The organism is Aeromonas molluscorum 848 (genome assembly GCF_000388115.1).
Lineage (GTDB): Bacteria > Pseudomonadota > Gammaproteobacteria > Enterobacterales > Aeromonadaceae > Aeromonas > Aeromonas molluscorum.
Window position 1 is genome coordinate 1 of the sequence record NZ_AQGQ01000101.1, and the last position, 14,742, is coordinate 14,742.

Sequence of the window (14,742 nt, forward strand, 5' to 3'; positions counted from 1 at the left end):
TGTGAAAGCGCTGCTCTGGGTGATCCTGGCGCGAGCACATAGCTCATGATCATGTCTATCTTGCGAGACTGCTGATTGATGATCTCGACCAGATCCTGCATGGCGTCATTCTGGTTGCGAATGAGCCGGGTGGTCGCCATGTCGATGGAGCTGATGGCGGCGGCGATGCGAAAGGGCTCGGGCAGCTCGGCCTCCAGCGCCTGTTCGCTTGGCAAGCTGTAATCATCCGGCAGGGGGATCACATTGACCGGCGTGGCATGGGTGACGCTGAAGAACTGTTCCTGCATGGAGGCTATCCCTTGTTGTCATAGACGGTTTCCCTTTATTATCCGGTATCTTATTTTGTTGGCAACGTGCATATCCTTGAAGACCGGACTTTTTCAGCCCCTTTCGCTGGCCATTGGCCTGCGATATGCAGGGTCACGGCGCAGTAATCGCTTCGTCTCTTTCATCTCTTTGTTTTCCACCTTTGGCATCGCCATCGGGGTCGCGGCCCTGATGGTGGTGATCTCCGTCATGAATGGCTTCGAGGGGCAGCTCAAGGGGCGCATCCTGGGGGTGATCCCCCACGTGGTGCTGACCAGCGAGGCCGGGCGCATCGATACCGCCCCCGAGGGGCTGCCTGATCTTGCCAAATTGCCCCATGTGGTGGCGGTAGCGCCCATGCTCGATAGCGAGGGCATGCTGCAAAGCCCCGGTCAGCTGACCGGGGTGAGCGTGCAAGGCATCGATCCCGCCCACTGGCCAAAAGATGACATTCTGCACTCCCAGATGCTGGGGGGGCGCCTTGCCTCCCTCAAGGGCGGTGACTACCAGATAGTGCTGGGGCAGGGCGTGGCGCGTCGACTCGGCGTCGGTCTGGGGGATGAGGTGCGTCTTATTCTGACCGAAGGCACCCGCTTCACTCCCTTTGGCCGGGTACCCGCTCAGCGGCTCTTCACCGTCTCGGGCATCTTCGGCGTGGGCGCCGATGTGGACGATCAAATCGCCCTGATCGCCATTCAGGATGCCCAGCGCCTGCTGCGCTTGCCTGAACATCAGGTGGGCGGTCTGCGGCTCTGGCTCGATGATCCCTTCGCGGCCGACGCCGTGATCAAGACGCCGCTGCCGGACGGTTATCAGTGGCAAGACTGGCGACGGGAGCGCGGCGAGCTGTTCCAGGCCGTGGCCATGGAAAAACGCATGATGGGACTGATGCTGGTGCTGATCATCGCGGTCGCCACCTTCAACATCCTCTCTGCCCTGGTCATGGTGGTGACGGACAAGGAAGGGGAGGTGGCCATCTTGCGCACGATGGGCATGAACGAGTCTGGTATCGTCAGGATCTTCATGGTGCTGGGGGCATCCAGCGGCGTGATTGGTGCCCTGTTCGGCGCCTTGGCGGGCCTGGGTCTCTGCCTGGGCCTCAACCCTTTGCTAAGCGGGCTGGGCCTCAACCTTTACATGGCAGCGGGGGGCAGTGGTCTGCCCGTCATCGTCGAGCCGATGCAGGTGGTCACCATACTGGCCGGCGCCGTACTGCTCAGCTTCGGTGCCACCTTGTATCCTGCGGCCCGTGCGGCGCGGGTACGCCCGGCCGAGGCACTGCGCCATGAATAATTCATCTTCTGTTTCTACCCCCGATGTGAGTGGAGTCCCCCTTATGAATGAGCCCTTATTGCACGAACCTCTGCTGCGTTGTCAGGGACTGACTCATGTCTATCAAGAGGGGGAGCTGGAGACCCAGGTGCTCAAGGGGATCGACTTGTGTGTCGCTCCCGGCGAGATGCTGGCCGTGGTGGGCAGCTCGGGCTCGGGTAAAACCACGCTGCTGCACCTGATGGGCGCGCTGGACAATCCCTCCAGCGGCTCAGTGCAGTTCAAGGGTCAGGATATTCATCACTGGGACAGCCGTACTCAGGCCAGATTCCGCAATCAGGAGCTGGGCTTCGTCTACCAGTTCCACCATTTGCTGGCCGAATTTACCGCCCTTGAAAATGCCGCCATGCCGCTGCTCATCGCCGGTGAGTCCGTGGCATCGGCCAGTGACAAGGCGAGCAAGATGCTGGCCCGGGTCGGGCTATCCCATCGTCTCAACCACAGGCCGTCCGAGCTCTCCGGTGGCGAACGCCAGCGGGTGGCCATCGCCCGTGCCCTGGTCAATGAGCCCAGCCTGGTCTTGGCGGACGAGCCGACCGGCAACCTGGATCATGCCAGCGCCACCGCCGTCTATGAGCTTTTATGCGAGCTGAACCGCGAACTGGGCACGGCGTTCGTGGTGGTGACCCATGATCTCAGCCTGGCTGCCAAGTTGCACCGCAGGGTGAATCTGGTGAGCGGCGTCATGGCGGAGGTTGCCTGATGTTCAAGCCGCTGCCCCTGTTTCTGGGCCTGCGCTACAGCCGCTCCCGCCGTCGCAACGGTTTCATCGCCTTTATCTCGGCCTCTTCCCTCATCGGCATTGCGCTGGGGGTGATGGCGCTCATCCTGGGGCTTTCCGCCATGAACGGTTTCGAGCGGGAGCTTAAAGACCGGGTATTGGCCGTCATTCCCCACGGGGAGCTGGATGCGGTGGAGACGCCGCTGCCCGATTGGCCCAGGCTGCGTGACTATCTGCTGGCCCAGCCCGGCATCGAGGCTGCGGCCCCGGTGATCCGGCTGAGCGGCCTGCTCGAACATGGCAGCGCCCTCAAGGGGGTGCAGCTGCGCGCCGTGCTGCCCGAACTCGAAGCGAATCTCTCCGATGCCGGCAACTTCATGACAGGGCGGGGCTTTCGCGAGCTCAAGGCCGGTGAGCGCGGTGTGATCCTCGGCAAAACCATCGCGGACAAGCTGGGGGTCGGCATCGGCGATCAGGTGGTCATCTTGCTGCCGCAAGGCGGGGATGCCGCTGGCATCAAGAACCCGAGGCGCGAAGCGCTGCACGTGGTTGGCTTGCTTGAACTTGGCGGCCAGCTCGACGGCCTGCTCGGCTTCATGCACCTTAATGATGCCCAGGCCATTACCGGCATGGGCACGGATGTGGAGGGCTTCAGCCTCAAGGTGGGTGACGTGCTCAAGGCCCAGTCCATTACAGTGGCTGCCGCCCAGCGCTTCCCTCATCATGTCTATATCCGCAGTTGGATGAACAGCCAGGGTTATCTCTATCAGGATATCCAGATGGTGCGCACCGTCATGTATGTGGTGATGCTGATGGTGGTGGCCGTGGCTTGCTTCAACATCGTCTCCACCCTGGTGATGGCGGTGAACGAGAAACGCAGCGAGATTGCCATTCTCAAGACCATGGGGGCCAGCCCCGGCCAGATCCGACTCACCTTCGTCATCCAGGGCATGGTGAACGGTGTGCTCGGCGCCCTGCTCGGCGCCCTGCTCGGCGGTCTGCTCTCGAGCAAGCTGACCCAGATTTTGAGTGCTATCGAAGGGATGATCGGCCACCGCTTCCTCAACCCCGACATCTACTTCATCGATTTTCTGCCCACCGAACTGCATTGGCAGGACATGGCCATCGTCACAGGTGCCGCCATCTTGATGAGTCTGCTGGCGACCCTCTACCCGGCCTGGCGGGCGAGCGGTCTGGTGCCGTCCCGGGAGCTGGGGCACTGATCGAACGATGCGTTATGAACAGCATTGCTCGCGACAACAATGACAGAAATGAAAAAGGGCCCATAGGGCCCTTCTTCTATTTGCGGCGCAGGCGGGTCAGTGTCCGCTGAGCTCATCGAGGGGGAGGGAGAAGCTTGGCACGAACACGTCGATAAAGTAGCGCATGGCCGGGCTCATGCGCTGCGCCAGCATCTGTTCCAGACGCTTGCTGGCCGGTTCAAACTCCCGGTTTCCGGCGTTGATCTCCTCCAGGCATTTGGTATAGGCGCAGAGGGTATCTGCATCCTTGACCAGCCGGCTGAGCTCGCTGTCCTGGGCGGCGGAATCGAGCAGAGGTCGAAAATCCTCCACCAGTTCGGGAGGCAGCAGTGCCAGCAGTCGCTGCTCGGCGGCCAGTTCTATCTTTTTGTATTCTCTGGCAATCTCTGGGTTGAAGTACTTGACCGGCGTGGGCAGATCCCCGGTGAGTACCTCGCTGCTGTCGTGATAGAGGGCCATGACGGCGGCGCGATCGGCATCGTACTGACCCTCGAACAGGCGATTATGGATGAGCCCCAGTGCATGGGCCACCATGGCGACCTGCAAGCTGTGCTCGGCGATGTTCTCCGGCTGTATGTTGCGCATCAATGGCCAGCGGTAGATGAGTTTCATGCGGGAGAGATTGGCGAAGAAGTGGCTGGGCAGCATGGAGGCCTCGCAAATGGGTGAACAGAACACATGAAAAGGGGCAGACCCTAGTCTGCCCCTTTTCCCAATCAGGCATCAAGCCCGTTGGTTATCAACGAATATAGCGGCCTGATTCCGCTTCCTGGTTGGTAACCACCATCTGGCCTATGGGAGCCAGGGCAATCAGTGCCAGCTTCAGGTGCTGTATACCAAAGGGGATACCCACTATGGTCACAAAGCAAGCCAGTGCCGAGGCGATGTGGCCGATGGCGAGCCAGATGCCGATCACCAGGAACCAGATGATGTTGCCAATGAGGCCCAGTGTCCCAGTCCCTATGTCTCTTTGACCCATCATGCTCTTGCGGCTCACGGCCTGCTTGCCGAAGGGGAAGAAGGTGAAGGTGCCGATCACGAAGCAGGAGCGGCCCCAGGGAATGCCGATGAGCGAGACAAAGCAGAGCAATCCCGCCAGCCACCAGGCCAGTCCCATGATGACGCCACCGAGTAAAAACCACAGCAGGTTGAACACAAAGCGAAAAAAGCCCATCAGTTTGACTCCAGATCCAAATTGGTTGCCACCATAGCCGCGCGGGGCGGGGGACGCAATATGTGAATAGACTCCTTGCCATACTGAACTGTCAATTAGAGTCGCAGCCTGTGGCTCACCGAAGAGCATTTTTCCCCGATTTATCGAGGAAAAAGTGAGCCAGTGCAAATTCTTGCACCCTTTCCCCTTGAAGTTGGCCCCCGTTTGCCCCATATCCACCACAGAATTGCACTAATTGCCGCTTCAGGGGCAGGGATGTGGGGCTCTGCGGCTCGACGCGACCAAAGTGCGCCGCTATAATGTCGCGTCATATTTTCTCATCACAAAGACAGTCGTTGTCTTTATAAACAGGAAGACTCCGGGTCTCGACCCAGGGGCAATAAAGGGTCAGCACAGAGTGCTGAGTTGAACGAGGTAAAAGAATGCAAGTTTCTGTAGAGACAACCCAAGGTCTGGAACGCCGTCTTACCATCACTGTACCGGCTGCCGCTGTTGACGCTGCCGTACGTAAAGAATTGAATGGCCTGGCCAAGACCCGTCGCATCGACGGTTTCCGTCCTGGCAAGGCTCCGGTAGCCATCATCAAGAAGATGTTTGGTGCCATGGCTCATGCCCGCGTTGCCGATGAGATGATGCAGAACAACTTCATCAAAGCCATCATCGAGAGCAAATTGAGCCCGGCCGGTGCCCCGACCATGGATCCGAAAGAGATCAAAGAGGGCGAAGATTTTGAGTTCACCGCCACCTTCGAAGTCTATCCGGAATTCGAAGTTGCCGGTCTGGATGCCATCAAGGTTGAGAAGCCGGTTGCGACCGTCAAGGACGCCGACCTGGCCAACATGATCGACACCCTGCGCAAGCAGCACGCCACCTGGGCTGATGTTGACGCCGCCGCTGCCGCTGGCATGCGTGTCACCATGGACTTCGTCGGTTCCATCGACGGTGAAGAGTTCGACGGTGGCAAGGCCGAAGGCTTCACGCTGGAGCTGGGCGCTGGCCGCATGATTCCGGGCTTCGAAGATGCCATCCTCGGCAAGAAAGCAGGGGACGAGTTCACCATCGAAGTGACCTTCCCGGCTGACTACCATGCTGAAAACCTCAAAGGCAAGGCGGCCAAGTTTGCCTCCAAGCTCATCAAGGTTGAAGAGCAGGTGCTGCCTGAGCTGAGCGAAGAGTTCGTCAAGCGTTTCGGTATCGAAAGCGGTTCTGTTGACGATCTGAAAGCCGAAGTGCGCAAGAACATGGAACGCGAACTGACTCAAGCGCTGAAAAACAGCGTGAAAGAGCAAGTGCTGAACGGCCTGGTTGAAGCCAACCAGATCGATCTGCCTAAAGCGGCTGTCGAGCAAGAGATCGAGGCCCTGCGCAAGCAGGCGCTGCAGCGTTTTTGGTGGTTTCCAGGGTGGTCAAGCACCTGAGCTGCCAGCCGAGCTGTTCCAGGCTCAAGCCGAGCGCCGTGTCCGCGTTGGTCTGCTGCTGGGTGATGTTATCCGCACCAACGAGATCAAGGCTGATGACGCGCGTGTTACCGCACTGATCGAGTCCATGGCCACCGCCTACGAAGATCCGAAGGAAGTGATCGAGTACTACCAGAAGAATGAGCAGATGCTGAATGGCGTTCGCAACCTGGCAGTAGAAGATCAAGCCATCGACCTGATCCTCTCCAAGGCGCAAGTGACCGAAAAAGAAGTGGCTTTTGACGACGTGATCAACAAGTCTGGCGCCGCTGCCTAAGAAGATTTGACTTAAGGTCAAAACTGTTAAGTATAATGGCTCGTGTGATGTCCACTCGGGCCATTTTATTTTAGGGACAATGCCTTATGTACAAAAACTATAACGACGTGACAGATTCTCCCCGCAATGCCCTGATCCCCATGGTGGTCGAGCAGACTGCCAAGGGTGAGCGTTCGTACGATATCTACTCCCGTCTGCTCAAGGAGCGGGTCATCTTCCTGACCGGTCCGGTTGAAGATCACATGGCCAATCTGGTCGTGGCCCAGCTCTTGTTTCTCGAGTCCGAGAGCCCGGATAAAGACATCTCCATCTATATCAACTCCCCAGGCGGCGCGGTAACGGCAGGCATGTCTATCTATGACACCATGCAGTTCATCAAGCCGGATGTGAGCACCGTCTGCATGGGGCAGGCCTGCTCCATGGGGGCCTTCCTGCTGGCAGGTGGCGCCAAGGGCAAGCGTTTCTGCCTGCCCAATGCCCGGGTAATGATCCATCAGCCGCTTGGCGGTTTCCAGGGCCAGGCATCGGACATACAGATCCATGCCCAGGAAATCTTGAAGATCAAAAATACCCTGAACGAGCGGTTGGCTTTCCACACCGGCCAGGACATGGCCACCATAGAGCGTGACACCGATCGTGACAACTTCATGTCGGCAGAGCAGGCAGTGGCCTATGGTCTGGTGGATGGCGTGTTTAACCAGCGCGCCTAACGCAGGGTACACCGGTCTGTTGTAAACTCAGCAGACTGATCATCCTCTATTGATACAACGAGGTTGCTGAATGACAGAGAAACGCAAGGGTGAAGGTGACAAGCTGCTCTACTGCTCTTTTTGCGGCAAAAGCCAGCATGAAGTGCGCAAGCTGATCGCTGGCCCTTCCGTCTACGTTTGCGATGAGTGCGTCGAGCTGTGCAATGACATCATCCGTGAAGAGATCCGCGAGATCTCTCCCAAGCGTGATGGCGATGCCCTGCCGACCCCTCACGAAATTCGTGCGCACCTGGATGACTATGTCATCGGTCAGGAGTATGCCAAGAAGGTATTGGCGGTCGCCGTTTACAACCACTATAAGCGCCTGCGTAACAGCGGCGATGGCAGTGGTGTCGAACTCGGCAAGTCCAACATCCTCCTGATAGGCCCGACCGGTAGCGGCAAGACCCTGCTGGCCGAGACCCTGGCCCGCCTGCTGGATGTACCTTTCACCATGGCCGATGCCACCACACTGACCGAAGCCGGTTATGTGGGCGAGGACGTGGAGAACATCATCCAGAAGCTGCTGCAAAAGTGCGACTACGACGTGGAGAAGGCCCAGCGTGGCATCGTCTACATCGACGAGATCGACAAGATCTCCCGCAAGTCGGACAACCCCTCCATCACCCGCGACGTGTCCGGGGAAGGGGTACAGCAGGCCCTGCTCAAGCTGATCGAAGGCACCGTTGCCTCTGTTCCGCCGCAAGGGGGTCGCAAGCATCCGCAGCAGGAGTTCCTGCAGGTTGATACTTCCAAGATCCTCTTCATCTGTGGCGGAGCTTTTGCTGGCCTGGACAAGGTTATCGAGCAGCGTTCCCACAAAGGGGCAGGTATCGGCTTTGGCGCCGAGGTCAAATCCAAGGACGCCAAGGCTTCCTTGAGCGAGACCTTTGCCAAGGTGGAGCCGGAAGATCTGATCAAGTACGGTCTCATCCCCGAGTTCATCGGTCGTCTGCCTGTGGTCGCGACCTTGACCGAGCTGGATGAAGCGGCGCTGATCCAGATCCTCAAAGAGCCGAAGAACGCACTGACCAAGCAATATGCCGCCCTGTTCGATCTGGAAGGGGTGGAGCTGGAGTTTCGTGACGATGCCTTGAACGCCATTGCGCGCAAGGCGATGGAGCGCAAAACCGGTGCCCGGGGTCTGCGGTCTATTGTCGAAGCCGTGTTGCTCGACACCATGTATGACTTGCCGTCCCTGGACGGTATCAGCAAGGTGGTGATCGACGAGACGGTGATCAAGGGGGAGTCTGCGCCCCTGATGATCTACGAAAACAACGATACCCAGGCGGCTGCGTCAGAGTAACAGACTGATTTTTAATCAGATGAAAGGGGCATTTTGCCCCTTTCTTGCTTTTTACGGCCAAGGCGATTGAATCTCATCTTTACGCCCCCATATACTCAGCCAAGCGCTTTGCCAACGGTATAACAAGCCGAGAGGACATATATGAACCTAGAGCGTTCAGAACGCATCAAGATTCCCGTCCTGCCTCTTCGTGACGTGGTGGTTTACCCCCACATGGTCATTCCACTCTTCGTGGGGCGGGAAAAATCCATTCGCTGTCTGGAAGCGGCCATGGAGCAAGACAAGAAAGTCCTGCTCATAGCCCAGAAGGATGCGTCAACCGATGAGCCTACCGTCGAGGAGATTTTCTCGGTCGGGACTGTGGCCAACATATTGCAGATGCTCAAGCTGCCGGACGGAACCGTCAAGGTACTGGTCGAAGGCGGCCAGCGTGCGCGTCTCGAACAGATGATCGACGGTCAGGACTTCTTTGTGGGGGAGGCCGAGTACATCGCCTCCACGCCCATCGAAGAGCAGGATCAGGAAGTGCTGGTGCGTTCCGCCATCGGTCAGTTCGAGGGCTATATCAAGCTCAACAAGAAGATCCCGCCCGAGGTGCTCACCTCGATCTCGGCGATCGACGATGCGGCGCGCCTGGCCGATACCATGGCCGCGCACATGCCGCTCAAGCTCGAAGACAAGCAGAAGGTGCTGGAAATTGCCTCTGTGTCCGAGCGCATCGAGTTTCTGATGGCCATGATGGAGTCGGAGATTGACCTCTTGCAGGTTGAGAAACGCATCCGATCCCGGGTCAAGAAGCAGATGGAGAAGAGCCAGCGCGAGTACTATCTCAACGAGCAGATGAAGGCCATCCAGAAAGAGCTGGGTGAGCTGGAAGACTCGCCGGATGAGTTCGAGGCACTCAGTCGCAAGATTGAAGAGGCTGGCATGCCTGCCGATGCTCATGACAAGGCGCAGGCGGAACTTGCCAAGCTGAGAATGATGTCTCCGATGTCGGCCGAAGCCACCGTAGTGCGTAGCTACGTGGACTGGATGGTACAGGTGCCCTGGCGTACTCGCTCCAAGGTCAAAAAAGACCTTGGCAAGGCGCAAGAGGTGCTGGACGCGGATCACTATGGTCTGGAGAAGGTCAAGGATCGCATTCTCGAGTATCTGGCGGTGCAGGCGAGAGTCAACAAGCTCAAGGGCCCCATTCTTTGCCTGGTTGGGCCTCCCGGCGTAGGCAAGACCTCGCTCGGTCAATCCATTGCCAGAGCGACCGGCCGCAAATATGTGCGCATGGCGCTCGGCGGCGTGCGGGACGAGGCCGAGATCCGCGGCCACCGTCGTACCTATATCGGTTCCATGCCCGGCAAGCTCATTCAGAAGATGGCGAAAGTCGGCGTGAAGAACCCACTGTTCCTGCTCGATGAGATCGACAAGATGAGCTCCGACATGCGCGGCGATCCCGCTTCCGCGTTGCTGGAAGTGCTGGATCCCGAGCAGAACAACAGCTTCAACGATCACTATCTGGAAGTGGATTATGACCTGTCGGACGTCATGTTCGTGGCCACCTCCAACTCCATGAACATCCCGGGTCCCTTGCTGGACCGGATGGAAGTGATCCGTCTGTCCGGTTACACCGAGGATGAGAAGCTCAATATTGCCAAGCAGCATCTGGTCGCCAAGCAGATCCAGCGCAATGGCCTGAAACCAGCGGAGATCACCATAGAGGATTCCGCACTGGTCGGTGTCATTCGTTACTACACCCGGGAAGCCGGGGTACGTAGCCTGGAGCGCGAGATCTCCAAGATCTGCCGCAAGGCGGTCAAGCGCATCCTGCTGGACAAAAGTATCAAGCATATTCTGGTCAATCAGGACAACCTCAAGGAGTACCTGGGGGTTCAGCGTTTCGATTACGGCAAGGCCGCCGATCAGAACCAGATTGGGCAGGTATGTGGTTTGGCATGGACCGAGGTCGGCGGTGATTTGCTCACCATCGAAACCACCAATGTGCCAGGCAAGGGCAAGCTCACTTACACAGGTTCCCTGGGTGATGTGATGCAAGAGTCCATCCAGGCTGCCATGACGGTGGTGCGGGCTCGCGCCGAGAAGTTGCGTATCAACGCCGACTTCCACGAGAAACGCGACATCCATGTACACGTACCCGAGGGGGCTACCCCGAAAGATGGTCCGAGTGCTGGTATCGCCATGTGTACTGCCCTGGTTTCCAGTCTGACCGGCAACCCGGTACGTGCCGACGTGGCCATGACGGGGGAGATCACCCTGCGTGGCGAAGTGTTGCCCATCGGTGGCCTCAAAGAGAAGCTGCTGGCAGCCCATCGCGGTGGCATCAAGCGGGTGTTGATCCCGAAAGATAACGAACGAGACTTGGAAGAGATCCCGGCCAACGTCAAACAAGATCTTGAAATCTATCCGGTTCGCTGGATTGATGAGGTGTTGGAACTGGCATTGCAGGACAATCCACAGGGTTTCGAACGCGTTTCTGTCGTATAAAAGTTGATGCGCCGCAAACTTGGCGCACGTGCTCGGGGGTTAAGGCTTGCAAGCGCCGGATAACGGCAGTAGCCTTGACCCCCGATCCGGTACTCATGATCAGTCGCAATGCGTGATGTGGCGCGGGTTTGCGCCATATTGTCACTTGCAACTGGCCAGGAGGCTTGCTATAAAACCTCCACTTGTTGCGGCCAGGGAAATCACTGCTGCAGCGATGTTCGATAAAAGGGGAATATAAGAGTGAATAAATCTCAACTGATTGACAAAATTGCAGACGGCGCCGATATCTCCAAAGCCGCCGCTGGCCGTGCGCTGGATGCTTTCATTGATGCCGTAGGCGAAGCCCTGAAAGGGGGTGACCAGGTTGCTCTGGTTGGTTTCGGTACTTTCGCTGTTCGTGAGCGCGCTGCCCGTTCTGGCCGCAACCCGCAAACTGGTGCGACCATCGAGATCGCTGCAGGCAAAGTGCCTGCTTTCAAGGCCGGTAAGGCTCTGAAAGACGCTGTAAACTGAGTCGGTTGCTGATCCTGTCGGCTCCGTCCTTGGTCGCAGACCAGACAAAGTTAGAGGGCTCTCCCTCATACTGATTGACCAAGGCGCATCGCAATCGGTGCGCCTTTTCATTATTCATGCCCATCGAGTTCGGGAGCATAAGTACACACATGATGTTGGATAAACTACGCGAAGGCGCGCAGGGCACGGTCGCCAAGGTAATCCTGGGCCTGATCATCCTCTCCTTCGCCTTGGCCGGAGTAGGCAGCTACCTCAATGGCCCTGCTCGTACCGCCCCCGCTACCGTCAACGGGACTGAAATCAGCCAGCAGGCGCTGGAAAATGCCTATCGTAATGAGCGCGCCCGCATGGAATCCCAGATGGGAGAAGCCTTCAGCCAGCTGGCCGCCAACCCTGACTACATGAAACAGTTCCGTCGCAGCGTGCTCGATCGCCTGATCGATCAGGCGCTGGTTGACAGCAAGGCCCATGAGCTTGGCTTGCGGATCAGTGACGAACAGATCAAGCAGGCCATCGTCGCCATGCCGGAGTTTGCCAAAGAGGGCAAGTTTGACAACGACCTCTACCTGCAGCTCATTCGCCGCGCCAACATGACCCCCGAGATGTTCCGCGACTCCCTGCGCCAGGACATGGTACGCCAGCAACTGGTTGGCGCTCTCTTGGGCACCGAGTTCGCTCTCAAGAGCGAGGCCGAACAGCTCGACAAGCTCTATAACCAGACCCGGGATCTGCGTCTGGTGCGTCTGGCCGCCGACAACTATGTGGGCGAGGTCAAGGTGACTGATGAGGAGGTGGCGCAGTTCTACAAGAGCAACAGCAACCGCTTCATGAGCGATGAGAAGGTCAAGGTCGATTATCTGCTGCTCGATGCCGCCAGCTTGAGCAAAGATATCAAGGTGACCGAGCAGGAGGCCAAGGATTACTACGACCAGCATCAGGACCTGTTCCAGCGTGCCGAGCGTCGCCGCGTGGCGCACATCCTGATCCCCCTTGGTAAGGATGAGCAGGCCGCCGAGCAGAAAGCCGCAGGCTTGCTGACCGAACTCAAGGGCGGTGCCGATTTCGCAGCCCTGGCCAAGGCCAACTCCTCCGACACCTTCTCCGCCAAACAGGGCGGTGAACTGGACTGGTTCGAGAAGGGCGTCATGGATCCGGCCTTCGAGCAAGCCGCCTTTGCCCTTGGCAAAGAGGGGGATCTCTCCGCCGTGGTCAAGAGCCCGTTCGGTTTCCACATCATCAAGCTGCTGGGCGTGCAAGCCGCACAGACCAAACCGTTTGACGATGTGATGAGCGATACCATCACGCGTCTGCAGGCAGACAAGGCGAAGGAGCAGTTCTTCAATCTGCAGCAGAAGATGGCCGATACCAGCTTCGAAAACCCGGACTCGCTGGACATGACAGCCGATGCCCTGGGGCTCAAGGTGCAATCTGTTGACTACTTCACTCAGGCCGATGCCCCGGCGCCGCTCAATGATGGCAAGGCGCTCAATGCCGCCTTCTCCGAGCAACTGCGCGAGGAGAACACCAACTCGGATGTGATCGAGCTGGCCGATGGCAAGGCGCTGGTGCTGCATGTGACCGGTCATCAGCCCAAAGCTGCCAAGCCGCTGGCCGAGGTGAAGGAGCAGGTCGTTGCCGCCATCACCCACGACAAGGCGAGCGAGATTGCCCGCGGCAAGGCCCAGGGCCTGCTCGAGCAGATCAAGGCCGGGGAAGATATCAGCGCCCAATTGACGGCGCTGGGTCTCAAGTCTGAAACCCACAAGGGGGTCGCTCGTTTCACCCAGGATCTGGATCAGAACTTGCTGGCCGACGCCTTCCGCCTGCCCCATCCCAAAGATGGCAAGCCGAGCGTGGACCTGGTGACCGAGGCCAATGGCGATCGCGTTATCGTTGCCCTGGACCAGGTCAACGTGCCTGCCGAGGCTTCCCAGATGCTGACCATGCTGCAAGGGCAGCTCGGTCAGGGCAAGGCTCAGGCCAGTTACAAGTCGCTGGTCGAAGGGCTGCGCAAGTCCGCCAAGATTGAGTACTTCACCGATGTGGAGTCTGCGATAGAGTGATCTTCCGCTTCAGGCAAACATGAAAAGGGCCCGCAATCGCGGGCCCTTTTTTATGCACATTTCATCATGCCGCGGGGCAGAACAACAAGAAGGGAGCCTGACCCTGGGCCTGGCTCCCTCTGGTTAAGTTGCACGACCGGGAAGGTTAAACGGCCTGGTATTCCAGCTCGACCTTGCCCAGCGCCTTGAGCACAGATCTGGCCGCATCTTGCTGGCTGATCTGACCCTTGCTGTTCTCTATCAGGACAGCACGGCGTACCTCACCCAGATCTGCGCCATTGAGCACCGCATGGGCACAGGCCATCTGCATGGGCGGCAGGCTGGGGTTGAAGGCGGCGTTTTCGGCGTAGCGACCGCAGAAGATACGACCGTCATTGAACTCCAGCGCGACCGCCGCAAAGTCCTGGCTGTAGGGGGCATAGCTCTGGCGTGCGGCGGCCAGGGCGGCGAGCACCAGGGCATCGTCGCTGCTTAGGGTCAGATCATGGTGCTGCGGGCTCATCAGGGCATCGCTGATATCCAGATCCGCCGGGCCGAAGGAGTGGGGCAAGAAGGCTTGCAGGGTGCTGATGGTATCGGGCAGGGAAACCTTCAATGCCTTGGCCGTGCTCAGTTCGTTCATAAACTGTCGGCAGTGACCGCAAGGGGTGTAGTTGACCGTGATCTCGCTGATCCCGGTCTCGCCACTGAGCCAGGCATTGGAGATGGCGGATTGCTCGGCATGTACCGAGTGGAACAGACCTTGCCCTGCAAACTCCATGTTGGCGCCCAGATACCAGCGACCACTGAGGCCACAGGCGATGGCGCCGACGAAGAAGCGGGAGATGGGGGCAACCGAACAGGCGGCGGCCAGGGGCAACAGGGCCAGGCGCAGCTCACGCTCGGCAAGCTGGCTTGCAGCGAGCAACTGCTGGATCTGGTCTTGGCTGAAGCTGGCGGCAAAGTCATCGCCAAGCATGGGGGTCACGACGTCTCTCAGGGACGTCGGCAGCTGGTCGAGTATCTTGGCAAAGCGGGGATGCATCTATCTGTCCTCATGGGCCAATTGGGAGGACATTGTAGGGAGTGGCCGAGGTCAGTTTGTGT

At 58.6% G+C, this 14,742-nt stretch carries 11 protein-coding genes and 2 pseudogenes; 9 read left to right on the top strand and 4 right to left on the bottom strand.

Going from position 1 to position 14,742, the window contains the following annotated elements:
• Positions 1-287, bottom strand: a pseudogene (locus G113_RS13415) (PilZ domain-containing protein); the annotation flags it as partial.
• Between the two features lie 76 nt (positions 288-363).
• Here G113_RS13415 and G113_RS13420 point away from each other — a divergent pair.
• The 3 genes from G113_RS13420 to lolE are packed head-to-tail and all read left to right on the top strand — an operon-like array spanning position 364 to position 3,582.
• Positions 364-1,599 (top strand): lipoprotein-releasing ABC transporter permease subunit, encoded by a 1,236-nt coding sequence (locus tag G113_RS13420; protein WP_005904112.1) that lies wholly within the window; start codon positions 364-366, stop codon positions 1,597-1,599.
• A 43-nt stretch (positions 1,600-1,642) separates the two neighbouring features.
• Positions 1,643-2,341: a lipoprotein-releasing ABC transporter ATP-binding protein LolD gene (lolD, locus tag G113_RS13425; RefSeq protein ID WP_005904115.1), complete on the top strand. Its 699-nt coding sequence runs from the start codon at positions 1,643-1,645 to the stop codon at positions 2,339-2,341.
• The gene (lolE, locus tag G113_RS13430) at positions 2,341-3,582 is read left to right on the top strand and encodes a lipoprotein-releasing ABC transporter permease subunit LolE (RefSeq protein ID WP_005904117.1); all 1,242 of its coding nucleotides are present in this window, start codon (positions 2,341-2,343) and stop codon (positions 3,580-3,582) included. The genes lolD and lolE overlap by 1 nt, the downstream gene beginning before the upstream one ends.
• A gap of 96 nt (positions 3,583-3,678) precedes the next feature.
• Here lolE and yfbR read toward each other — a convergent pair whose 3' ends face one another.
• Entirely contained in the window at positions 3,679-4,269 is a 591-nt protein-coding gene (gene yfbR / locus G113_RS13435) for a 5'-deoxynucleotidase (RefSeq protein WP_005904119.1), read from the bottom strand.
• Between the two features lie 91 nt (positions 4,270-4,360).
• Positions 4,361-4,795, bottom strand: coding sequence for a YccF domain-containing protein (locus G113_RS13440; protein ID WP_005904121.1), 435 nt, complete (start codon positions 4,793-4,795; stop codon positions 4,361-4,363).
• A gap of 422 nt (positions 4,796-5,217) precedes the next feature.
• Here G113_RS13440 and tig point away from each other — a divergent pair.
• The 6 genes and pseudogenes from tig (at position 5,218) to ppiD (ending at position 13,656) form a co-directional block, all read left to right on the top strand.
• Positions 5,218-6,529, top strand: a pseudogene (tig, locus tag G113_RS13445) (trigger factor).
• A gap of 86 nt (positions 6,530-6,615) precedes the next feature.
• Complete coding sequence (gene clpP, locus G113_RS13450) at positions 6,616-7,239, top strand: ATP-dependent Clp endopeptidase proteolytic subunit ClpP (RefSeq protein WP_005904123.1); 624 nt, start codon at positions 6,616-6,618, stop codon at positions 7,237-7,239.
• Between the two features lie 70 nt (positions 7,240-7,309).
• Positions 7,310-8,584, top strand: coding sequence for an ATP-dependent protease ATP-binding subunit ClpX (clpX, locus tag G113_RS13455; protein ID WP_005904125.1), 1,275 nt, complete (start codon positions 7,310-7,312; stop codon positions 8,582-8,584).
• A gap of 141 nt (positions 8,585-8,725) precedes the next feature.
• Positions 8,726-11,080, top strand: coding sequence for an endopeptidase La (gene lon / locus G113_RS13460; RefSeq protein ID WP_005904127.1), 2,355 nt, complete (start codon positions 8,726-8,728; stop codon positions 11,078-11,080).
• Positions 11,081-11,320: 240 nt separating this feature from the next.
• Complete coding sequence (gene hupB / locus G113_RS13465) at positions 11,321-11,593, top strand: nucleoid-associated protein HU-beta (protein WP_005904129.1); 273 nt, start codon at positions 11,321-11,323, stop codon at positions 11,591-11,593.
• 149 nt (positions 11,594-11,742) lie between these two features.
• Positions 11,743-13,656 carry a peptidylprolyl isomerase gene (ppiD, locus tag G113_RS13470; protein WP_005904130.1) on the top strand — a complete coding sequence of 638 codons (1,914 nt, stop codon included), beginning with the start codon at positions 11,743-11,745 and terminating at the stop codon, positions 13,654-13,656.
• 145 nt (positions 13,657-13,801) lie between these two features.
• Here ppiD and cdd read toward each other — a convergent pair whose 3' ends face one another.
• Positions 13,802-14,680, bottom strand: coding sequence for a cytidine deaminase (cdd, locus tag G113_RS13475; RefSeq protein WP_005904132.1), 879 nt, complete (start codon positions 14,678-14,680; stop codon positions 13,802-13,804).
• Positions 14,681-14,742 lie beyond the last annotated feature (62 nt).

What these genes read in the sequence shown, in the direction of transcription:
- lolD (WP_005904115.1), top strand. Translation starts at nt 1,643, where the DNA reads ATGAATGAGCCCTTATTGCACGAACCTCTGCTGCGTTGTCAGGGACTG.
- lolE (WP_005904117.1), top strand. Translation starts at nt 2,341, where the DNA reads ATGTTCAAGCCGCTGCCCCTGTTTCTGGGCCTGCGCTACAGCCGCTCC.
- yfbR (WP_005904119.1), bottom strand. Translation starts at nt 4,269, where the DNA reads ATGCTGCCCAGCCACTTCTTCGCCAATCTCTCCCGCATGAAACTCATC.
- G113_RS13440 (WP_005904121.1), bottom strand. Translation starts at nt 4,795, where the DNA reads ATGGGCTTTTTTCGCTTTGTGTTCAACCTGCTGTGGTTTTTACTCGGT.
- clpP (WP_005904123.1), top strand. Translation starts at nt 6,616, where the DNA reads ATGTACAAAAACTATAACGACGTGACAGATTCTCCCCGCAATGCCCTG.
- clpX (WP_005904125.1), top strand. Translation starts at nt 7,310, where the DNA reads ATGACAGAGAAACGCAAGGGTGAAGGTGACAAGCTGCTCTACTGCTCT.
- lon (WP_005904127.1), top strand. Translation starts at nt 8,726, where the DNA reads ATGAACCTAGAGCGTTCAGAACGCATCAAGATTCCCGTCCTGCCTCTT.
- ppiD (WP_005904130.1), top strand. Translation starts at nt 11,743, where the DNA reads ATGATGTTGGATAAACTACGCGAAGGCGCGCAGGGCACGGTCGCCAAG.
- cdd (WP_005904132.1), bottom strand. Translation starts at nt 14,680, where the DNA reads ATGCATCCCCGCTTTGCCAAGATACTCGACCAGCTGCCGACGTCCCTG.